This is a genomic window from Oscillibacter sp. 1-3 (assembly GCF_000403435.2).
GTDB lineage: Bacteria > Bacillota > Clostridia > Oscillospirales > Oscillospiraceae > Oscillibacter.
This window is the reverse complement of record NZ_KE159710.1, coordinates 297,580-317,908: the sequence shown is the minus strand read 5'-3', so window position 1 is coordinate 317,908 and position 20,329 is coordinate 297,580. Positions and strand designations below refer to the sequence as shown.

Genomic DNA, 20,329 nt, shown 5'->3' with positions numbered 1-20,329 from the left:
GGCGGCATGCAAAAAGGACAGCAGCCAAGTCCCGCCCTGTCCTTGAAGGCTGCGCCTGCCCCCGTAAAACAAGGAGACAATATGATCTATGCCAAAAACAAGGACGCCCCGGCTTACCGGGGCATCCACCCAAATCTGGACCTCGCTCTGGACCACATTACGCCGGAATTTCTCGCCGGCGTGGGTCCGGAGCGCACGGAACTCAAAGGCGGCGATGTCTACGCCACCCGCTTCACCTACGAGACCGTCCCGGCGGAGGACACTTTCTTTGAAGCCCACAAAAAATATCTGGACATTCACATCATGGTGGACGGCTCTGAGGGCGTGGAGATCGCCCCGCCAGAGGCGCTGGAGGAATTCGACCGCACGGAGGCCAACGACTTCTACGCCTACCGGGGCCGGGGACACTACAAGCTGACGCTCTCCCCCGGGGACTTCCTGACGGTCTTTCCAGGGGATGCCCACCGCATTAAGATGCAGCTGGACGGCCCGGAGACTGTGAGCAAGGTGGTCTTCAAGGTACGAATTATTGATGATTGAGGAGTGACAACAATGAGAGACCTCTCCAAATACCAGGGCATTTTCCCCGCCTTTTACGCCTGCTACGATAGGGATGGCAGAGTGGACGGCAAGGCGGCCCGGCTTCTTGCGAAATACCTGCTGGACAAGGGCGTACAGGGAATGTATGTGGGCGGATCCTCCGGCGAGTGCATTTACCAGAGCGTGGCCGAGCGGAAGGAAACCCTGGAGAACGTCATGTCCGAGGTGGGCGGTAAGATGACCATCATCGCTCATGTGGCTTGCAACAACACCGCCGACAGCCGGGAGCTGGCCGCCCACGCCGAGAGACTGGGTGTGGACGCCGTGGCCGCGATCCCGCCCATCTATTTCCACCTGCCGCCCAAGGGCATCGGCAAGTACTGGAACGACATCTCCGAAGCCGCCCCCAACACGGATTTTGTGATCTACAACATCCCCCAGCTGGCGGGCGTGGCCCTGACGGTGCCCCTGCTCCAGGAGATGCTGAAAAATCCCCGGGTAATCGGGGTGAAAAACTCTTCCATGCCCGTCCAGGATATTCAGATGTGGCACGACGAGGGGGCCTTGGTCTTCAATGGACCCGACGAGCAGCTCCTCAGCGGTCTGGCCGCCGGCGCCGCCGGTGGCATCGGTGGCACCTACGCCGCCATGCCGGAGCTGTATCTGGAGATTTTCCGCTGTTTCCAAGCCGGAGAACTGGCCAAGGGGCGGGAGGTCCAAAACGAGTGCTGCCGGATCATCTATAAGATGTGCTCCGCTCAGGGGAATATGTACGCCGTAATCAAGGAGATCCTCCGTCTCCAGGGCGGGCCGGACATCGGCGGCGTCCGGGCGCCTTTGCTGGAGCTGGAGCCCGGCGATCAGGAAACGGTCGTCCAGGCCCATGAGATGATTCGTTCTGCCATTGCCAAATACTGCTGATTCAAGCGGAACAAACGGAAAGACACACTTTCAGTGTGTCTTTCCATTTGTCTTGTTTTACATAAAGAGATACCGGCTTATCCCGATTGTTCACTACCCAGAATGTTCTGTAATGTTGTAAACAGCTTGTCCACGTCGATGGGCTTGCCCAAATGGCCGTTCATGCCGGCGGAGAGAACGCGCTGGCGATCCTCCTCAAAGGCGTTGGCAGTCATGGCAACAATGGGCAGGCGGGCCAGCCGGGGATCGGCCATGGCGCGGATGGCTTTGGTGGCTTCGATGCCGTCCATCACAGGCATTTGGATGTCCATAAGGACCAGATCGTAGGGAGCGTCCAGGGAATTGCGGACCTTTTCCTCCGCCTCAGCTCCGTCTGAGGCTACATCCATAATGCAGCCAGCCTCCTCCAGAATGGTCACGGCAATCTCCCGATTCAGCTCGTTGTCCTCGGCCAGCAGGATGTGCCAGCCGGCGGGCTGCTGCGGGCAGGGGCTCTCCAGTGTCTCCTGTGCGTCCGGGGCCTCGCTGAGGCGGAAGGGAAACGTGCAGATGAAAGTGCTGCCCTGTCCCTGCCGGCTCTCCACGGTGATCCGTCCTTTCATCAGCTCGACCAGGTTTTTGGTAATGGACATGCCCAGCCCAGTACCCTGGATGCCGCTGACAGTGGAAGTCCGCTCCCGCTCAAAGGGCTCAAAGATATGCTCCAGAAACTCCGGAGCCATGCCGATGCCCGTGTCCTGAATGCAGAATTCATAGACGGCGCTGTCCGCCGCGTCTCCGGGCCGCTCGGCGGCTGAAATGGATATATGCCCGCCGGCAGGCGTGAATTTCAGCGCGTTGCTCAATATGTTCAGCAACACCTGGTTCAGCCGCAGCTGATCGCAGATCACATAGGGATGGAGCAGGGCGTGGCCGTCCATGCGGAAGTTCAGTCCCTTGGTATCAAGGTCGGCCCGCAGGATGGACTGAAGGTCGATCAGAAGCTGGGGCAGGCTGCAGGGCGCCTCATCAATGACCACCCTTCCGCTCTCAATGCGGCTCATGTCCAGCACATCGTTGATGAGACTGAGGAGGTGGCTGGAGGAGGCTGTAATTTTGCTCAGATAGTCCCGTACCAGCTCCTGGTTGTCCAGATGGGTTGCCGCCAGATTTGTGAAGCCGATGATGGCGTTCATGGGGGTGCGAATATCGTGAGACATGTTGTTGAGGAACATGGTCTTGGCCTGGGAGGCACGCTGGGCCTTGACCAGCGCTTCCTCCAAAAGCTTATGCTGTTCTTGGAGCTTTTCGTCCGTCTCCTTGCGCTCCGTAATATCCACGAACATACCTACGTAAGTGATGGGTGTGCCGTCCTCCCGTCGGGAGAGCTTGCCTGTGGCTTGGAACCAGCGATAGCCCCGGTCCTTGGTCAAGAGGCGGTACTCCACATTGTAAAGCCGCCGGCCGGTGTAATCCTCAATGGTGGCATAGTATTCCCTCAGCACCCGGTCATGGTCCTCGGGGTGGAGCAGATCCGACCATGAGGAGAGGACATTGGGAAAGTCCTCCTCGTCCTTATAGCCGATCATGGCGCGGAAATCCTGGCTCCAGAAGACTCTGACCATCTGCCCCTGCCGGTTAAACTCCATGGTCCACATCCCGGAGCTCAGGATCTCGTGTACCAGTTTCAGCGCCGTGGTTTCATGCTCCAGCGCCTCCAGCGCCTCCAGACGTTCCTGGGCCAGCTGGACCGTTTGAGCGTCATTGATCGCTTTGAAGTGTTTTTCCGTGGCGTCCTCCACAAAAACGTAAAAGACATCGCCGTAGAGGTCGGTGCGGACAAAGTGCCCGAAGTCCTCAATCCACCGGACCGTGCCGTCCTTCCGCACAATGCGGTATTCCACGTGGTCCAGATCGCTGCCGTGTGTAAAAATCTGCTGTTTGATGCTCTGCTGGGTCGCTTCTATATCCTCTGGGTGGAGCAGCCCTTGAAATGTATAGCCGGTATACTCCTGAAATTCTTCCAGACTTTTGCAGCCGTATATCTGAATCAGCGCCTGATTGGCGTAAATCAGACGCTCTTCCTCATCGGCGTGATAAATGAAAAAACCGCCGGGCATTCCCGCAGTGATCTGCTCGATGATGGGAAAAGTCTGCTCGCTGAGAATCAGAGAGCGCTGCTCTTTCCGCTCATATTTCCGCATAAGAGCTCATCCGCCCTTTCTGTCGTATGACAAAACTTCTAAAAGTAAATGCTTGCTGGACCGTGGTTTTTCGGACAGTCTCAATGACACGGACCAAAGGGCTGGAGGACGCCGGCTGCCTTGCGTTCCATGAATCAGCGTGTCTGTATACGGTTCGTTTGCCCAAAGCCGTAAAGCAGTTTCTCAGCTCCAGATACGGCGAATATTTTCCAAGCTTTTTATCTGCCGCCTAAGAGTTATTTTGCGGCCCGGTTCAGGCCGCTCGGCTGTTGTTATGTTTATGGTAACATATTCCTTTGCTAATTTCAATTACTTCATATTGTTTTTTGATGCAGTCGTGAAAGAAGACGGCGTTCGATCCCGCTGCCGGAGGGCTGAAATACCATCCGGGCAGCACACCAGCCTGTGTCCTTCGCCATGCTGTGAGCAATAAACCATATGCCGGCAGGCCACATAGTGGGCATTGCCGGTGATTCGGGAATGAGGAATTTGGCAAACCCTTGTAAGTTCTTCGAGACATGATGATCAATGCGTGACTGACCGAAAAATAAAGTTGAACATCGTTTCCATTTTTGGTAAACTGGACTGGACCATGTTTGAAAAATGTCAAAACGCCCAAGCGACGGATCTTTTTCCGCCGCTCTGCGCTGATTTTCCTTGCCATACGCAGAGTATGGCGGTGTCAAATCGCCTTGACCGGCAAAAAAATTTCTCGCCGTTGGGCATTTTGCTATTTTTCAAACAGGGCCTACATCAAAGCAAGCGTCCGGCAGGGCGGAAGCCGCGAGCGGGGGCTGCCGCAGAGCGTACGGCATATACGGGGGGGATAGCATTGACACAGGTCAGGCGAAAGAAGAGCATTGAGGCGGGAATTCTGCTGGATACCATGCTGTCGGCGGTGGATGAACGGATCGTCATTGTGGATCAGGACGGTTACATAGAGGCTCTTTCTACCTCCTATGCGGAATTCCTGGAGGTGGACCCTGGGCTGGTGGTGGGTCGGCACGTCAAAGAGGTCATTGAGAACACGCGGATGGACACTGTGGCCAAGAGCGGCATACCCGAGGTAGGTGTTGCGCAGGTCATTAAGGGGGAGAAGATGATCGCCTCCCGGATTCCCATCTTCAAAAACGGAGAGGTCATCGGTGCCTTCGGCCGGGTACTGCTGCGGAATATGAAGGATTTGCAGGATCTCAGCAAGAAGATGGATACCATGATTATGGAGCTGAACCTGTACAAGAAGGCCTTTGAGCAGGTCAGTACCGCCCGTTATTCCGTGGATGATATTATCGGAAAGAGCCTTTCCATCAAGGAGCTGAAAGAGGTGGTGCGCCAGGTGTCCAAGACCAGTTCCAGCATTCTGATTCTGGGCGAGAGCGGAACGGGAAAAGAGCTCTTTGCCCACGCGATCCACCAGGCCAGTGCGCGGGCAGGGGCGCCCTTCGTTGTGGTCAACTGCGGCACCATGTCCCAGGAGCTCATTGAGTCGGAGCTCTTCGGCTATGTGGAAGGGGCATTTACCGGGGCGAGGAAGGGCGGTAAACAGGGGCTGTTTCAGGCCGCCAACGGCGGAACCATCTTCCTGGACGAGATCGGCGATATTCCCCTGCCGCTCCAGGTGAAGCTGCTGCGGGCCCTCCAGGAGCGGGAGATCCGCAAGATCGGCTCCAGCGTCAGCGAGCGCATTGACGTGCGGATTATCGCGGCCACTAACAAGGACCTGCGGAGCCTGGTGCAGGAGGATAAGTTCCGTGCGGACCTCTACTACCGACTGAACGTGGTCTCTTTGAATATCCCCGCTCTGCGGGACCGCAGGGAGGACATCCCCCTTTTGGTCAAGGCGCTGTCCCGGAAGATTGCCGCGCGGGAGGGCGTGAGCATAGCGGCCATCTCCAAGGACGCGATGGAGCTGCTCACCCGTTATGAGTGGCCTGGGAATGTACGGGAATTGGAAAACGTGTTGGAGCGGTCCATCAATTTTATTGGAAAGGACCGGATTGTCAGGGGAAAGCACCTGCCGGCGGGAATCACCGGCGGGGATATGGATTTTGCGCCTGCCTCTGAGAAGACTTTGAAGGAGATGATGGAGGCTGCGGAACGGCAGGTGCTGGTCAATGCCCTGCTGACTAACGGCGGCTGTAAGACCAAAGCAGCCAAAGCGCTGGGGATCAGCAGGACCACACTGTATGAAAAAATGGCACAGCACCGGCTTACAGGCGGGAATGACGACTGTGAAGGAGAGGGGAGTGTTTGAATATCCGTACGGAAAACCAACACATTTTTGGTAATGTACGGAAAATCTTACAGATTGAAATCAAAACGTACAGAGATGTACGGATGCTCTTTCGTTTTTTTGGCGTTTCTGCCAGAAAACGCTGAGAGCAAAAAATTTACAGACAGTATATGCCAGCTTTTTCCTGCAATCTCTGGGTTTTAGAGAGTGGGGGAGAGCTGGCATATTTTTTGCTTGAATAAGCTGGCAGCGGTAGAGGGGCAAGACCTTGGAGCCTGGCGCCGTAATCTTATATTTCAGGAGGAAACTGCTATGTTGAAAAATCGGGTTGCTATCGTCACGGGTGCTGCCAGCGGCATGGGCTATGCCACATCGGAGGCGCTTGCCCGGGAGGGGGCGGCGGTCGTTATGGCCGATATGAATGAAACCCTTCTGGCCGAGTCCGCCGCGAAGATCGGCGGAGATCCCTTCGCCGTGGACCTGAGCAAGCGGGAGGGATGCAAAGCCGTGACGGACTACGCCAGGGAGAAGTACGGAAAGACCGATATCCTGGTGAACATCGCCGGCATCCAGCATGTCTGCTCTATCGAGGAGTTTCCGGAGGACCGCTGGGACTACATCATCAACCTTATGCTGACCTCTCCCTTCTTACTGACCAAGTATGTGTGGCCGGAGATGAAGGCGCAGAAGTGGGGCCGGATCATCAATCTCAACTCCATCCACGGTCTGGTGGCTTCTGAGTTCAAATCCGCCTATGTGTCCGCAAAGCACGGCCTGACCGGACTGACCAAAACCGCCGGTCTGGAGGGCGGGCCCTACGGCATCACCGTCAACTCCGTCTGCCCCGCCTATGTGCGCACGCCCCTGGTTGACAACCAGATTGCGGACCAGGCCCGGAACCACGGCATCAGCGAGGACGAGGTGGTCAGCAAAATCATGCTGCAGAAAGCGGCCATTAAGACGCTGCTGGAGCCCACGGATATTGCCGAGGTCATCAAATTCCTCTGCTCCGACGCGGCCTCTCACATCACCGGTTCCGCGCTGACCATCGATGGCGGTTGGACTGCGGGCTGATTCCGGCGGGAAGGGGAGCCCTTGGGCCGCAGGGCGCGCAGCATTGCGCAAACGGGCATGCCCGTTTGTGTGGGACGAAATTTGTCCCACAAATGGTTTGCCAAGAAGGGAGAACAGACTATGATTAACAAAATGAGAACAGCCCAGGAAGCTGTTGCAGGAATCCAGGACGGGATGACCGTCATGGTGGGCGGCTTCCTGGGGACCGGGACGCCGGAGATCCTGATCGACGCATTGGTGGAAAAGGGCGTAAAACACCTGACCGTCATCGCCAACGACGGCGGGCTGCCCGCCTCCGTCACCGGCACCACGGACCGGGGCGTGGCCAAGCTCCTCAGCGCGGGTATGATCGACCACATCATCGCCTCCCACGTGGGCATGAACCCCATCATCGGCAAGGGCATGAACGACGGCACCCTGAAATGCACTCTGGTGCCCCAGGGCTCCCTGGCGGAGAAGATCCGCGCCGCCGGCGCGGGCCTGGGCGGCGTGCTGACCCCCACGGGCGTTGGCACCATCATCGCCGACGGCAAGGAGACATTGACCATCGAGGGCCGGGAGTATCTGCTGGAGCTGCCCCTCCGCGCGGACTTCGCCCTGTGCCGGGCCAGCATCTGCGACAAGTTCGGCAACTTCAGCTGCGCCAAGGCCACCAAGAACTTCAACCACGTCATGGCCATGGCGGCGGACACCGTCATCCTCGGCGCGGAGAAGGTTGTGGAGATCGGCGAGGTGGATGTGGACACCTTCACCACCGCCGGCGTGTATGTGAACTATATCGTAGGAGGTGAGCAGCCTTGGCAGATCTGAAGATGAGAATCGCCAAGCGTGCGGCGAAAGAATTTAAGGACGGCGACATCGCCAATCTGGGCATCGGCCTGCCCACCATGGTGGCCAACTGCCTGCCCGAGGGCGTGACCATCGTGCTGCACTCCGAGAACGGCTTTACCGGCCTGCTGGGCGCCCCCGAGAAGGGCCAGGAGGACGTGGACGTCATCAACTCCGGCGGCGCCTACGTCACCTACGCCCCCTACGGCAACTTCTTCGGCTCCGAGGAGAGCTTCTCCATCATCCGCGGCGGCCACGTGGACGCCACGGTGCTGGGCGCCATGGAGGTGGACGAGAAGGGCAACATCGCCAACTGGATCATCCCCGGCAAGATGGTGGCCGGCATGGGCGGCGCCATGGACCTGGTGGTGGGCGCGCGGAAGGTGATCGTGGCCATGCTGCACACCCAGAAGGGCGCGCACAAGATCCTCAAGGAATGCACCCTGCCCCTGACCGCCGTGGGCGTGGTGGACATGATTATCACCGAGATGGGCGTGATGGAGGTTACTCCCGAGGGCATCGTCCTCAAGGAGCTGCACCCCGACTACTCCCTGGACGACATCAAGGCCGCCACCGGCTGCGAGCTCATCGTCAGCCCCGACCTCAAGAGAATGGAGGAAGAATAAATGCGGGAGATCAAAAAAATCGTCATTGCCGGCGCCGGCACCATGGGCGCGTCTATGGGCGCGATTTTTGCCCGGTACGGCTATGAGGTCGTTTTGTATGACATCTTTCCCACCGCGCTGGAGAAGGCCAGGAATCTAATTACGCTGAACCAGAAGACCGAGGTCTCTGAAGGCATCGTCACCCAGGCGGAGTCCGACGCGCTCCTGGGGCGCATCCAGTACACCGGTGAGATGGAGGCCTTTCGTACCGCGGACTTTGTGGTGGAGGCCGTGCTGGAAAACCTGGAGGTCAAGCACAAGTTCTGGGCTGAGGCCTCCGCCCTGGTGGACGACGACGTGGTGATGGCCAGCAACACCTCCGGCCTCTCCATCACCAAAATTGCCGAGGCGGTCCGTCTGCCCCAGCGCTTCGGCGGCATGCACTGGATCAACCCGCCCCATATCATTCCGCTGATTGAGGTTATCCAAGGCGAGAAGACCAGCGATGAGGCTGCAGGCGTCATTCGTGATCTGGCGCTGAAGGTCAACAAAAAGCCGGTCATCGTCAAGGACGCGCCGGGCTTCGCGCTGAACCGCATCCAGCTTGCCATTCTCCGGGAGTGCCTGCATATTGTCAGCGAGGGTATCTCCACCTATGAGGGCGTGGACGACGTGATGAAGTACGGTCTGGGCCTGCGTTACGCGTGCCTAGGTCCTTTTGAGGTCTGTGATCTGGGCGGCCTGGATATTTTCTACAACATCGCTTCCTATCTCTACGCCGACCTGTGCGACCGGAAGGACCCCTGCGCCATTCTGACGGAACGGTTCGAAAAAGGGGAGTTCGGCGTCAAGACCGGCAAGGGGTTCTACGACTACTCCGGCGGCAAGGCGGAGGAGAAGATCGAGTACCGGGATCAGATGTTCACCAAGCTGGCCAAATGCCTGTACGAGTAAAAGCATGACAGCCATGCCCCTCCCGCTTCGGCCTGGTTCTCCCTCCGGAGCGGGGCAGGGCAGATCAAGTGTGTGGTTTCGGCCCTGTTTGAACTGTGTCAAGCTCTCCGGCGGCGCTTTTCCGCACGCGGCGAAGCGGCCTTCCGCCGTTGATAATTTCATCGTTTATCAAGCAGGGCCCAGAAAGGAGAATTTATGGAATTGGTATCTCTGTTCGGCATCATCATTGGTTTGGTCCTTTTGATGTACCTGGCCTTTAAGGGCTGTAATATCATCTGGCTGGCCCCTGTCTGCGCCATGGTGGTGGCTGTGATGGGCGGCTACTCCCTGCTGGACGCCTATCTTGGCGACTACATGGCCGGTATGTCGGGCTACGTCCTCTCCTGGTTCCCAGCCTTCTTCCTGGGCGCGGTGTACGGCAAGGTCATGGATATGACCGGTTCCGCCCGCAGTCTGGCAGACTGGCTGGTGCGGCTGATCGGCTCCCGGTTCGCCGTGGCGGCCGTCGTGGTCCCCTGCCTGCTGATGACCTACGGCGGCATCTCCCTGTTTGTTGTGGTGTTTGTTATCTACCCCATGGGATACGCCATCTACCGCGCGGCAGACCTGCCCCGCACCCTGCTGCCAGGCGCCATCGCCTTCGGCGCGTTCGGTCTGACCATGACCGCCATTCCCGGCACCCCCCAGATCCAGAACCTGATTCCCACGGAGTACTATGGCACCACCGCCATGGCCGGCCTGCCCATGTCCATTGCGGCGATTATCATCGTCGGAGTTCCCGGCTATGCATATCTGGAGTGGCGCGTCCACCAGGCCCGCGCCAAGGGGCTCCACTTTGTGGCGGACCCCAAGCACAAGGAGATCGACCACAGCGAGAAGGAGCTGCCCTCCTGGCACTGGCTGTCCGGACTGCTCCCCCTGGTCGTGGTTGTTCTGATGCTGAACCTGTTTCCCAAGGTGCTGGAGGATTCCGCCGGCATCGCCCTGACTCCCAGCCAGGCCATCGTCATTGCTCTGATCTGCGGCATTCTGGTGTGTCTGCTGATGAACGCCTCGCAGTTTAAGATTTTCATCAGCGCCATCAACGAGGGCGCCGTGGGCTCCATGAGCGCCATTATGAACACCGCCTGCGCGGTGGGCTTCGGCTCCGTGGTGAAGGTCGTCCCCGGCTTCGGACTGCTGACCAGGGCTGCGCTGAATATGCCCGGCTCTATCCTGTTCTCTGAGGCCGTGGCTGTCAACCTTCTGGCCGGCGCCACCGGCTCTGCCTCCGGCGGCATGTCCATCGCGCTGGAGGCCCTGGCCCCCAAATATCTGGAGATGGCAAACACCATTGGCCTGAATCCGGAGTATCTGCACCGCGTCGCCTCCCTGTCCTCCGGAGGATTGGACACGCTGCCGCACAACGGCGCGGTTCTGACGCTGCTGGCGGTGTCCAACTGCACCCACAAGGAGTCCTACTGGGATGTCTGCGTCACCACCTGCATCATCCCTGTGGTGGGCTCGCTGCTGCTGGCGCTGGTCTGGGGCGTATTTGTCTGAGCTTACATAAACGGCGGCCCCGCCTGTTTCGGACAGGCGGGGCCCTTTTGGCTGCGCAGAAAAGCGGACGGTGCAGAATGGCATGAGAGGAGAGGGAATCAGCAAGGCCGTTTTTCTGTTTGGAAAACGGCGCCGCTGATGCCGTATGCTGCCGGCGAAGCGCTCTTTTGAGATGGGGATCATGCCGGCGGCCGGCAGATGCTGTTCTCAACAGTTTACCAATCCACGATTACAGCGGCAGCTCTCTGGGTACAATCAAGACGAACAATCCGCAAGGCAGCATAGAAAACTGACCGTGCGGGATTTGCAAAAGAGGACAGGCATATTGAACAGTCCAAATTGGCTGTCCAACCGCCTGCCTTCATTTGATATATTATAGAATTTCGTAATTTGAGAGGTCAACGTCCTGGAACGAGACGCGTGTGTAGGCGGCAGGTTTAGGGACAGGATACGTGCAGTCGAAACCCATTTTGGAAGCCATGTTGTTTTCTACCACGGGGTTGAGCTCGTGGCCGAAAGCATTCGGGATGATTACAATGTCTTTGGCCGGATCACAGCGGGTGACCATCGCCCGTTCTACGTCCTCGGCATCATAAATATTAACATCACTGTTTACCACAGTGACCATCTGCAAATCGGAAAAGGCTGCAAATGCTGCCATAATCGCATTTTTTGCCATGCCGTTATTGGGCGGGTCCATCTGCAGAACAATGTGATAGTGGCTGCCGCCATGGGTCATGTAAACATTTTTTAAGCCCTTGACCTGCTTGCCGATGGTTTGGAACAGATTGGCCTCAATGCCAAGGCCTTGCCCGTTCCAGACCTCCCGCCCGGGATGGAGCATGTGGATGATGGGATCTCGCTGCATGGTGATTGCCTTCACATGAACGACCCAGCGGTCTGCCCGCGTGGCGTAGTAGCCGCTGACCTCGCCGAAGGGCCCCTCCGGCTCCCGGACATGGGGCAGAATCTCCGCCTCCAGAATCATCTGCGCATCGGCAATTCCCTCCACAGACACCGTCCGGCTTTTGCAAAGACGCGCGGGCTCCCGCAGCAGATAGGAGGCCACGGCCAGTTCGTCTACGTCAATGGGCGCGGCGGAGCTGGGCGTGGTGGCCGCTACAAAGTAGGCGGGATGAGCGCCGTTATTGATGGTGATCTCCAGGGGCTCACCGCGGGCTTCCGCACGCTCATAGTAGTCCCGCAGATGCCTGCCCATGTCCATCAAAAGGCCCAGCCGGTCTTTTCCCGTGACCATCAGGCGGTGGATCGAGGTGTTTCGGACACCGGTGTCCGGGTCCTTGGCAATGATTACGCAGTTGGAGAAATAGGGACCCCCGTCCAGCAGAGCGTGTGTGGGTACGGGGATCTTTCCCAGATCCACTTCCGGCATTGTAACCGCCTGGGCGGGAGCGTTCTCCACTGTCACAGGGGCGACTGGATTCTGCCGCAGGGAGGCAGTCGCCTGGGCGAAGAGATTGGAGAGCTGGTCTGCGGGAGTGTCAAAGATAGGAGCCACATTTTCCCGGTTCCACCACATGCCTGTGGATACCGGGTAATCGTACCCTTTTACACGATCAAAAACCAGGGCTTTGCCGCCGTCCATTTTGGCGGCGACGCCGCTCAGCTCGTGGACCGCGTCCACCGGTGTGGTGACGTGGGCCAGCCGTCCGGCTTGCTCCATCTTTTTCAGGCAATCTTTCAGATCCATTTGTGCACCTCTCAATTTATGTGATTCCCTCCCAAGGACGGAAGGCGGCGGGCGTCAGGTCAAAGGGCATCAGCGCCTTGCCAATGATATGGTCGATTTGGGCTGCGACATCTGCCGGCTTATGATAGAAGGTCAGCATGGGAGGGAGGATCATACAGCCGGCCTTGTCTGCCGCCAGCAGATTTTTCAAATGGATGCGGCTCAAGGGGGTTTCCCGGGGAATCAGAACGACCCGCCGTCGTTCTTTCAGGCAGACGTCCGCTGCGCGGAGCAGGAGGTTATCCGTATAGCCATGGGCGATGCCCGCCAGCGTTTTCATGCTGCATGGGGCCACGATCATGCCATCCGTTTGGAAAGAACCGCTGGCAATTGCCGCCGCCATGTTCTCCGGCGCATAGGAGTAGTCCGCCAGCGCCTGAATCTGTGCCGTGCTGACTCCGCATTCCAGCTGGAGGTTCCGTTCCGCCGCGCGGGATACCACCAGATGTGTCTCTGCCTCCGGCATCTCCCGCAGGAGTTCCAGAAGCCGCATGCCGATCCGCATGCCGTCCGCGGCGCTGATGCCGATAATCAATTTCCGCATATGCGATCCTCCCAGAAAAAATTTAGGGCCTGTTCATATAATCCCAGACGCACGGCTTTCCGGAAAATTATACGGGCCGTGTTTGAAAATGTCAAGAGACCCAACCGGCGGATATTTTCCCGCTGCGCAATCCGCCATTGATCGAACAAGGTCTAGAAGGACAGGTCCATTTTTTCCGGGCGGAACAGCCGCTCGTCCATTACTGCCAGGTCCGGGGCAATCTCCGGGAGAAACTCCATCTTATTCAGAATATCCCGCTTCAAATCGACGCCGGGGGCAATTTCCGTCAGGGTGACCTTGCCGTTCAGAATGCGGAATACCGCCCGCTCAGTGATAAAGAGCACAGTCTGATTTGTCTCCTGAGCGTAATCGGAGGAGAAGGTGATCTGCTCCACAGACTTTTTGAACTTTACGCCGGAGCCGTCCTGCCGGATGACCAGCCTGCCGTCCTCTACGGCTATGTCCTGTTTGCCGGATGTGAAGGAGAAGGCAAAGCAGACCTTTGGCGTGTTCTGGGAGATGTTGACAAAGCCGCCGGGCCCTACGCACCGGCCGGAGAATTTGGAGACATTGACATTGCCGATGGGATCGATCTCCGCACAGCCCAGCACCGTCATGTCCAGTCCGCCGCCGTCGTATGTGGTAAACATATCTGCCGAGCGGGAGATGGAGTCCGGATTCACGGAGGCGCCGAACAGAGGACCGTCCAGAGGCACGCCGCCATAGATGCCGGTTTCCAGAGACAGCGTCACCTGATTGCTCAGCCCCTCCTCATTGGCGACATTCGCCACGCCCGCGGGGATACCGATGCCAAGATTCACCAGGGCGTCCTTCTCAAGCTCCATTACGGCCCGGCGGACGATGACCTTCTTATAGGAAATCGGAAGGGCCTTTACGCTGCCCTCGGTGGGTACCCGGATGTCGCCGATCAGGGAGGCGTTGTAGGCCAGGGCGATGTTTTCGCTGTTCTCCGCCTTCACCAGGTAGTCCACATAGGATTTGTGGATCAGGATCTGACGGGGGTCCAGGGAGCCGGATTTGACAATGTCCTTGACCTCCACAATGACGATGCCGCCGTTGTTGTGAACCGCGGAAGCCAGCTCCAGCAGCTCGCCGCGGATGGGCTCGTCCTGCAGGGAGATGTTTCCGTCCTCGTCGGCATAGCTGGCGTGGAGAATGCAGGCGTCGATGCGGAAGGACTTATAGAGGAGATAGTCCTTTCCGTCCACCTGCACCAGCTGGACGATCTCCCGGTCCTGCTCCTTGGCCCGTCCGTTCAGCTTGCAGCCCTCCTGCCGGGGGTCGGCATAGGTGTGAAGGCCCACATGGGTCAGCACGCCGGGGCGTTTTCCGCCGATGGCGGCCATCAGCTGGCCGTATACGCCAAGAGGCATGCTGAAAGCGGCGATTTTATTTTCGCTGACAGCCCGCCCAATGGCCGGAGACATTCTCAGGTGAGAGGCGATGAGGGTGTCGATGAGGCCCTCGTCTTTGATCTTGGACATGCCGCAGCCGTCCTCTGCAAAGTCGCCGGGGGCCACGCCGGAGACGATGGTAAGTTTTTTAGGGGTGTTTTGCTCACGGAATTTTCTGCCCATGGCCGCCAGAACGCTGTCCGGGGAGGCAAAGGCGCCGAAACCGCTGATGCCAACGGTCATACCGTCTTGAATGAGGTCAACCGCCTGGTTGATTGAAATGATTTTTGCCATATATGTCGCTCCTTTTACAGATCCATAGAGCGGCGCGGGAGACTGTTCCGGAGGTAAGGGCGGAGCAGTCCCCCGCGCCAAAGAGAGAGGCGCCTTACAGACACGCCAGCTCCGCCAGACGCTGCAGCGTTTCATAGCGGGACCTGGCCTCGGCGATAATGCGTGCGCGGATGCCGTCGTCGATGCGGCTGAACCGCTTTTGCCGGTTTAAGTAATCGTGAATCAGCTCAAAATCAGCGGGCTTCTGGTTGATGGTGATTTTACCGTCCTCCCGCTCAAATTGCAGCCACGCGCCGCAATTGACGGCGAGCTTTGCGATTTGAATGGTCTGATCCGTGGGAAATTTCCAGCCGGAGGGACAGGGTGTCAGCACATGGATGAAGCAGGGGCCGTCCTTGGACGCGGCCTTGGCCAGCTTGCGCTTGAAATCCTTGATGTTGCCCACGGAGGCGGTGGCCTGATAGGTCAGGGGGGTGTGGAGCAGCATGAAATCGATGTTCTTGCTGACCTCCTTCTTGCCGGTGGGCGTGGTCTTGGTGGAGGCGCCCAGTGTTGTGGCGCTGGAGCGCTGGTTGCCGGTGTTCATGTACGCCTCGTTGTTGTAGCAGATGAAAACCGCCTTATGTCCCCGCTCAATGGCGCCGGAGAGCGATTGAAGACCGATGTCAAAGGTGCCGCCGTCTCCGGCAAAGCCCATCACCGTCACATCGTTTCGCCCCTGGATCTTCAGGGCCTCGGATACGCCGGAGGCAAAGGCGGGCAGGCTCATCAGCACCGTCTGCACGGAGGGGATGCCCCAGCCGGTCTCATCGCCGCTGCCGGTGAGAATGGCGGAGCAGCTGGGAGGGGTCATGGTAATGGTTTTGGGCCCCAGAACCTCCAGGGCGGCGCGCCCGATCAGCTCCATGGGGCAGCCCTGGCAGGTGGTCAGGCCCTTGCTCAACAGGTCCAGTTTAGCCATGGGTGCGCACCTCGCTTTCCTTCAAATCGATCCAAATCGGCTGATCGCAGACCGCATTCTCCGCGCTGAGGGATTCCGCTTTTGTGAATACGTCCTCCACGGTCTGCTCCCAGATGTCGCGGCCGCCGAGACCTGCCACAAAGCTGTACGCATTGGCGTTGCTGCCGCTGATCCTCATGCTGGCCAGGACCTCCTCATACAGGGGACCAAAGGAACCCATACCGGAGACACGGTCGATGACCGCCACGGTCCTGGCGTTTTTCAGCGCCTCTGCGATTTCTCTCTGGGGGAAGGGGCGGAAGGCCACCACACGGGCAATGCCGACCTTTTTTCCATCAGACCGCAGCTGATGGACCACGTGCTGTACAGTGCCGGACATGGAACCCATGCAGACCACCACGGTGTCGGCGTCCTCTGTGCCGTCGCACATAACCCGGCCGTAGCCGCGGCCGAAGAGCTTCTCAAACTCTGCGAAGCGCTGGTCCAGCACGCCGGCGGCGGCCCGCATTCCCAAATCCTGAGAGCGTTTGATCTCGGTGAAAATGGCGGGAGAGGTCAGATTGTCGATGGCGTAGGGGTGATCGGTGTCCAGCCGGGCGTTGACGGGCTTGAAGTCCTGAATGAACCGCTCGGCCTCCTCCACGGAGGGGACGTTGACCGGTTCGGTCAGATGGGAACAGAAGAACCCGTCAATATCCACCATGGTGGGGATCAGCACCCGCTCGTCCTCGCTGGTGCGGTAGGCGATCATCATGAAGTCCAGGGCCTCCTGGGGACTCTTGGCGAAGAGCTGAATCCACCCCTGGTCCCGCTGGGTCATGATGTCGGAGTGGTCGCACCACAGGCACATTGGCCCGGGAATGGCCCGGCTGACCACCGCCATCACCGCCGGCAGGCGGGAGGCGGAGGTGACGCCGGTGACCTCGTGCATCAGGGCCAGCCCGTGGGAGGCGCTGGCGGTGAAGGTGCGTACCCCGGTGGAGGCGGCTCCAATCACGGCGCTGAGGGCCGAGTGTTCGGATTCCACTGTGATGTACGTCGCGTCATACTGCTTGGTGTCAATCAAAGAGGAGATTGTTTCCACGATGGGGGTCTGAGGTGTGATGGGGTACGCCGCGACCAGCTGTACCTTGGAACGCATTACGCCGTAGGCAATGGCGGCGTTGCCGTCCAGTGCTTTGATGGTGCCCATGCTTACTCGTCCTCCTTTTCACAATCCGATTCCAGGACAAAATCGATGGCCTTCTTGGGGCATTCCACAGTGCAGATGCCGCAGCCCTTGCAATAGGTGTAATCAACGGTCATCCGGCCGTCCTCTTTTTCGATGACGCCGCAGGGGCAGTATTCCGCGCAGATGCCGCAGAGCACACAGTCGTCCTTGCGGATCACCGGGCGGCGGTAGCGCCAGGCGCCGGTGTGGACATCGGAGACCTTTACGGAGACAGGACCCAGAATCTCGGGCAGGGTCTCAAGCATTTTCATACGCTGCTGCACAAGTTTTTGCATTCATCTCACCAGCCTTTCCGGAAATTTTCATCTGGACGGCCTGCATCAGGCTCTCCAGAGAGACACAGCCGGTCGCCTTCGCCAGGGCGCCCAGCATGGCGACATTAGGGGGGACCTCTCCCAGGGTTTCATGGGTGATCCTGTCGGCGTCGATCTTCGTCACATTGGCAAACGCGGGGCAGGCGTAGCCGGGGTCGTTGGTGTTGACCACCAGCGTTCCGCCGGGACGTACCCCCTCGGTAATGTCAATGCCGAGATCGGCAAGGCCCGTGTCAAAGCAGATGACACAGTTGGGCCGGTAGACATAGGACTTGACTTCGATGGGACCATCGGCGATGCGGGCGTATGTATAGACCGGAGCGCCCTTGCGCTCCTGGCCGTAGGAGGGGATGGCCTGGCCGAATTTTCCCTCCAGAATCGCGGCGTTAATCAGGATTTTCGCCGCGGTGACCGCGCCCTGACCGCCGCGGGAATAAAACTTGAATTCCCACATAGATAAAGTAGCCTCCTCAATTAAAAGATGCGTTATTCCTGATAGCGGGCCAAATAGGAATTGGTTTTGTACTGGTGGATCAAAAGCTGGGACCGAACGGCTTTTACGCCGTCAATGCTGTAAATGTTCTCCTCCAAAAAAGAGGACAGCTTGTTGACATCATCGATATACGCATGGACATGTAATCCGGTGGTTCCAGTATGCTGGGATACGATGGCGATCTCTTTTTGTTCCACCAGCCTGGCGGCCACAGACTCCAGCTTGCTTGGCGCCACCTCAACATCCATAAATACACCGGCCTTTTTCTGATATGCTTTGGCGTCTATTACGACGGTAAAGCCGTGAATAATGCCGCTTTCCTTCATGCTGTTGATTCGCTCCCGAACCGCTACCCGGGATAGATGGACCTGTTCCGCAATGTCCGAGTAGGAACAGCGGCCGTCGTCTTTTAAGATTTCCAGAATGGCATAGTCCGTTGCGTCCAACTGGATCATTGCAGCGCCTCCTTATTTTTTACATAATGGTTAAGGTGTGTTTGAAAAATGACGAAACGCCCAACTGGCGGATATTTTCCGCTGCTCTGCGCTCACAATTCCTGCCGGGTGACAGCCCGCCTGCAAAAATCTGCCTTGATTGGCGGAAAAATCTCTCGCCGCTGAACATTCCGCCATTTATCAAACAAGACCTGGGGGGTGCGGGGACGGGATGGAATTCAGCCCAGAAGGCCGATGCCGCTGACCACTGTGGTCCAAAGGGCGTTGACGACCACATAGGCCAAAGTGATGACAATGCCGGTCCACATCATGTCCTTAATCTTCCAGTAACCGCCGGAATAGGTGGTGAAACAGGTGGGGTCAATGGGGACCAGAAGAAGCATACTGGTGGACATGCACACGGGCAGGCAGACAACGGCGGGATTCAGTCCAAGGTTTACCGCCAGCGCGCCCACCACGGGCAGACACAGTCCTGCCAGAGAGACGCCCTGGGGCATGGGATAGTGACCCGCCATCATCATGAGGTTGATGACCAGAAGCAGGATCAAAATGCCCATACCGGCGACTCTGGTCAGGAAGAGGTCGGCCAGAATGCCGCTGAGCCATTCGCCCGTGCCCAAATTGGAGACTACGGTTGCCAGAGCCGTGGCGGCGCCGCAGATCAGGACTGCGGACCATTCGATCCGTCCGCTCATCTCCTTCCAGTCCACCATGTCCATACCCGGCAGGGACATCACGAAGATACCGGCCCAGGTGGTCATGTACATGTCGATGCCCGTATATTTGGGGATGAACCAAAGCACGATCATCACACAGAAGACGACGGCGAATTTCAGCTCGTCGCCCTGGAGGGGGCCGATGCTCTTTCGGTCTTCTTTCAGGGAATCCAGCCCCTTGACGACGTCGATCTCCGGCTTGAACACCACGCAGAGGAACAGCCATGCCAGAACCGTGCTGATGACCGCCACGGGAACGCCCACAATGGACCACTGCGCAAAGGAGATCTCCACGCCGCAGATGGATTTCAGCAGGGACATGGTGACGGCGTTCATGCCGCTGCCGGCGGGAGTGCCGATGCCGCCGATGGCCGCGCCTACGGGGATGCCCAGCATCAACGCCTTTCCGTATTTTGACTTGCCGGGCTCACAGTTATTCTTCTCCAGCAGGGGGTGGCAGATTCCAAAGAAGATCAGCGCGGTGGGAATATCCGCCAGAAACATGGAGATGATACAGGTGCCCAGCATGACGCTGAGCAGAACCGCCCTGGATTTATTGCCGAACATGGGCAGGACATAGAGGGACAGACGCCGTCCCAGTCCCACTTTGGAGAAAATCTGGCCAATAATCATGGCGCCCAGCAGGAAGAATACGCCTGTACCGGCAAAGCCCGCCAGAATGGCGCCCTCTGCCTCAAAGCCCACCCAAGCGCCGAAGAACAGGGCGAAAATGGATGTAATCGCCATGGGCACCGCTTCGGTCAGCCACAGAAGAACGGTGACAAAGAGTACCAGAAAGCCGTCCCAGCCGGCTTGGTCAAGGCCTGCGGGCACAAAGTTGTGCAGAATTGCGAAACCGCCAAAAATCAGGACCAGATATATGACGCGTTTCATTTTGTTGGTCATATTGGACTCTCCTTCTTCCATGCTGTTTTCAACAAGAAAACAGCTCATTTTTCGTTCCGGCGGATGCGCATCCGCCGGATGTCCTTTGGGATCGGAATCCTCACCGCGATGATGTCCTGTCAAAAATCTTAACATAAAGGGTGGTTCCCTTGTGGTTTTTTTGTCGAAAATTCCAAACCAAAACGGAAGGCGGGAATAGTTTTGTTAATTTTGACAATTCTGGGTTCGGTTATGTGACGGATCAGATAAAAAACGGAATCGCTTTTCAAATTTTTTTGCTTTCGTATTTTGGCTGTAAAGAATGACAAAGCGAATAAACGAAATGCTGTGACTTTCCAAACGAAACGAAACCGCCAGGGGTACCTGGCGG

19 protein-coding genes are annotated in these 20,329 nt (G+C 58.0%); 8 read left to right on the top strand and 11 right to left on the bottom strand.

Going from position 1 to position 20,329, the window contains the following annotated elements; genetic code table 11:
- Nucleotides 1–81 precede the first annotated feature (81 nt).
- Nucleotides 82–540, top strand: a complete 459-nt coding sequence (locus C816_RS17385) for a NanQ anomerase/TabA/YiaL family protein (RefSeq protein WP_016323725.1) — start codon at nucleotides 82–84, stop codon at nucleotides 538–540.
- A 12-nt stretch (nucleotides 541–552) separates the two neighbouring features.
- A complete protein-coding gene (locus tag C816_RS17380) occupies nucleotides 553–1,461 on the top strand; it encodes a dihydrodipicolinate synthase family protein (protein ID WP_016323724.1) in 909 nt (302 codons plus the stop codon).
- A 77-nt stretch (nucleotides 1,462–1,538) separates the two neighbouring features.
- On the opposite strand, the gene C816_RS22045 is transcribed toward C816_RS17380, so the two are convergent.
- Both C816_RS22045 and C816_RS24600 read right to left on the bottom strand, forming a co-directional pair.
- Nucleotides 1,539–3,644 carry a hybrid sensor histidine kinase/response regulator gene (locus C816_RS22045; RefSeq protein WP_016323723.1) on the bottom strand — a complete coding sequence of 702 codons (2,106 nt, stop codon included), beginning with the start codon at nucleotides 3,642–3,644 and terminating at the stop codon, nucleotides 1,539–1,541.
- A 253-nt stretch (nucleotides 3,645–3,897) separates the two neighbouring features.
- Nucleotides 3,898–4,308: a hypothetical protein gene (locus tag C816_RS24600; RefSeq protein WP_207636949.1), complete on the bottom strand. Its 411-nt coding sequence runs from the start codon at nucleotides 4,306–4,308 to the stop codon at nucleotides 3,898–3,900.
- 168 nt (nucleotides 4,309–4,476) lie between these two features.
- On the opposite strand from C816_RS24600, the gene C816_RS17370 reads away from it, so the two are divergent.
- The 6 genes from C816_RS17370 (at nucleotide 4,477) to C816_RS17345 (ending at nucleotide 10,880) form a co-directional block, all read left to right on the top strand.
- Nucleotides 4,477–5,898: a sigma-54 interaction domain-containing protein gene (locus C816_RS17370; protein ID WP_016323722.1), complete on the top strand. Its 1,422-nt coding sequence runs from the start codon at nucleotides 4,477–4,479 to the stop codon at nucleotides 5,896–5,898.
- A gap of 291 nt (nucleotides 5,899–6,189) precedes the next feature.
- Nucleotides 6,190–6,951, top strand: coding sequence for a 3-hydroxybutyrate dehydrogenase (locus tag C816_RS17365; RefSeq protein WP_016323721.1), 762 nt, complete (start codon nucleotides 6,190–6,192; stop codon nucleotides 6,949–6,951).
- Nucleotides 6,952–7,071: 120 nt separating this feature from the next.
- Nucleotides 7,072–7,761: a CoA transferase subunit A gene (locus tag C816_RS17360; RefSeq protein ID WP_016321248.1), complete on the top strand. Its 690-nt coding sequence runs from the start codon at nucleotides 7,072–7,074 to the stop codon at nucleotides 7,759–7,761.
- On the top strand, nucleotides 7,749–8,405 hold the full coding sequence (locus C816_RS17355) for a 3-oxoacid CoA-transferase subunit B (protein WP_016323720.1): 657 nt from the start codon (nucleotides 7,749–7,751) through the stop codon (nucleotides 8,403–8,405). The genes C816_RS17360 and C816_RS17355 overlap by 13 nt, the downstream gene beginning before the upstream one ends.
- Nucleotides 8,406–9,338: a 3-hydroxyacyl-CoA dehydrogenase family protein gene (locus tag C816_RS17350; RefSeq protein ID WP_016323719.1), complete on the top strand. Its 933-nt coding sequence runs from the start codon at nucleotides 8,406–8,408 to the stop codon at nucleotides 9,336–9,338. It begins immediately after the preceding gene.
- Nucleotides 9,339–9,533: 195 nt separating this feature from the next.
- Nucleotides 9,534–10,880 carry a GntP family permease gene (locus C816_RS17345; RefSeq protein WP_016323718.1) on the top strand — a complete coding sequence of 449 codons (1,347 nt, stop codon included), beginning with the start codon at nucleotides 9,534–9,536 and terminating at the stop codon, nucleotides 10,878–10,880.
- A gap of 373 nt (nucleotides 10,881–11,253) precedes the next feature.
- Here C816_RS17345 and C816_RS17340 read toward each other — a convergent pair whose 3' ends face one another.
- From C816_RS17340 to C816_RS17300, 9 genes are all read right to left on the bottom strand, one after another.
- The gene (locus C816_RS17340; protein ID WP_016323717.1) at nucleotides 11,254–12,591 is read right to left on the bottom strand and encodes a UbiD family decarboxylase; all 1,338 of its coding nucleotides are present in this window, start codon (nucleotides 12,589–12,591) and stop codon (nucleotides 11,254–11,256) included.
- A 16-nt stretch (nucleotides 12,592–12,607) separates the two neighbouring features.
- A complete protein-coding gene (locus C816_RS17335) occupies nucleotides 12,608–13,174 on the bottom strand; it encodes a UbiX family flavin prenyltransferase (RefSeq protein WP_016323716.1) in 567 nt (188 codons plus the stop codon).
- 152 nt (nucleotides 13,175–13,326) lie between these two features.
- On the bottom strand, nucleotides 13,327–14,883 hold the full coding sequence (locus C816_RS17330) for an acyl CoA:acetate/3-ketoacid CoA transferase (protein WP_016323715.1): 1,557 nt from the start codon (nucleotides 14,881–14,883) through the stop codon (nucleotides 13,327–13,329).
- A 94-nt stretch (nucleotides 14,884–14,977) separates the two neighbouring features.
- Complete coding sequence (locus tag C816_RS17325; protein ID WP_016323714.1) at nucleotides 14,978–15,844, bottom strand: thiamine pyrophosphate-dependent enzyme; 867 nt, start codon at nucleotides 15,842–15,844, stop codon at nucleotides 14,978–14,980.
- Complete coding sequence (gene porA, locus C816_RS17320) at nucleotides 15,837–17,036, bottom strand: hypothetical protein (RefSeq protein WP_016323713.1); 1,200 nt, start codon at nucleotides 17,034–17,036, stop codon at nucleotides 15,837–15,839. Before porA ends, C816_RS17325 begins: the two co-directional genes overlap by 8 nt.
- Before the next feature lie 2 nt (nucleotides 17,037–17,038).
- The gene (locus C816_RS17315) at nucleotides 17,039–17,326 is read right to left on the bottom strand and encodes a 4Fe-4S binding protein (protein ID WP_242832243.1); all 288 of its coding nucleotides are present in this window, start codon (nucleotides 17,324–17,326) and stop codon (nucleotides 17,039–17,041) included.
- On the bottom strand, nucleotides 17,313–17,843 hold the full coding sequence (locus tag C816_RS17310) for a 2-oxoacid:acceptor oxidoreductase family protein (RefSeq protein WP_016323711.1): 531 nt from the start codon (nucleotides 17,841–17,843) through the stop codon (nucleotides 17,313–17,315). The genes C816_RS17315 and C816_RS17310 overlap by 14 nt, the downstream gene beginning before the upstream one ends.
- Nucleotides 17,844–17,875: 32 nt before the next feature.
- Entirely contained in the window at nucleotides 17,876–18,337 is a 462-nt protein-coding gene (locus tag C816_RS17305; RefSeq protein WP_016323710.1) for an Lrp/AsnC family transcriptional regulator, read from the bottom strand.
- Nucleotides 18,338–18,555: 218 nt separating this feature from the next.
- Nucleotides 18,556–19,959: an SLC13 family permease gene (locus tag C816_RS17300; RefSeq protein WP_016323709.1), complete on the bottom strand. Its 1,404-nt coding sequence runs from the start codon at nucleotides 19,957–19,959 to the stop codon at nucleotides 18,556–18,558.
- Nucleotides 19,960–20,329 lie beyond the last annotated feature (370 nt).

What these genes read in the sequence shown, in the direction of transcription:
- C816_RS17345 (WP_016323718.1), top strand. Translation starts at nt 9,534, where the DNA reads ATGGAATTGGTATCTCTGTTCGGCATCATCATTGGTTTGGTCCTTTTG.
- C816_RS17325 (WP_016323714.1), bottom strand. Translation starts at nt 15,844, where the DNA reads ATGGCTAAACTGGACCTGTTGAGCAAGGGCCTGACCACCTGCCAGGGC.
- porA (WP_016323713.1), bottom strand. Translation starts at nt 17,036, where the DNA reads ATGGGCACCATCAAAGCACTGGACGGCAACGCCGCCATTGCCTACGGC.
- C816_RS17380 (WP_016323724.1), top strand. Translation starts at nt 553, where the DNA reads ATGAGAGACCTCTCCAAATACCAGGGCATTTTCCCCGCCTTTTACGCC.
- C816_RS17310 (WP_016323711.1), bottom strand. Translation starts at nt 17,843, where the DNA reads ATGTGGGAATTCAAGTTTTATTCCCGCGGCGGTCAGGGCGCGGTCACC.
- C816_RS17385 (WP_016323725.1), top strand. Translation starts at nt 82, where the DNA reads ATGATCTATGCCAAAAACAAGGACGCCCCGGCTTACCGGGGCATCCAC.
- C816_RS17350 (WP_016323719.1), top strand. Translation starts at nt 8,406, where the DNA reads ATGCGGGAGATCAAAAAAATCGTCATTGCCGGCGCCGGCACCATGGGC.
- C816_RS17340 (WP_016323717.1), bottom strand. Translation starts at nt 12,591, where the DNA reads ATGGATCTGAAAGATTGCCTGAAAAAGATGGAGCAAGCCGGACGGCTG.
- C816_RS17305 (WP_016323710.1), bottom strand. Translation starts at nt 18,337, where the DNA reads ATGATCCAGTTGGACGCAACGGACTATGCCATTCTGGAAATCTTAAAA.
- C816_RS17300 (WP_016323709.1), bottom strand. Translation starts at nt 19,959, where the DNA reads ATGACCAACAAAATGAAACGCGTCATATATCTGGTCCTGATTTTTGGC.
- C816_RS17315 (WP_242832243.1), bottom strand. Translation starts at nt 17,326, where the DNA reads ATGAAAATGCTTGAGACCCTGCCCGAGATTCTGGGTCCTGTCTCCGTA.
- C816_RS17330 (WP_016323715.1), bottom strand. Translation starts at nt 14,883, where the DNA reads ATGGCAAAAATCATTTCAATCAACCAGGCGGTTGACCTCATTCAAGAC.
- C816_RS17335 (WP_016323716.1), bottom strand. Translation starts at nt 13,174, where the DNA reads ATGCGGAAATTGATTATCGGCATCAGCGCCGCGGACGGCATGCGGATC.
- C816_RS17360 (WP_016321248.1), top strand. Translation starts at nt 7,072, where the DNA reads ATGATTAACAAAATGAGAACAGCCCAGGAAGCTGTTGCAGGAATCCAG.
- C816_RS24600 (WP_207636949.1), bottom strand. Translation starts at nt 4,308, where the DNA reads ATGGCAAGGAAAATCAGCGCAGAGCGGCGGAAAAAGATCCGTCGCTTG.
- C816_RS17365 (WP_016323721.1), top strand. Translation starts at nt 6,190, where the DNA reads ATGTTGAAAAATCGGGTTGCTATCGTCACGGGTGCTGCCAGCGGCATG.
- C816_RS22045 (WP_016323723.1), bottom strand. Translation starts at nt 3,644, where the DNA reads ATGCGGAAATATGAGCGGAAAGAGCAGCGCTCTCTGATTCTCAGCGAG.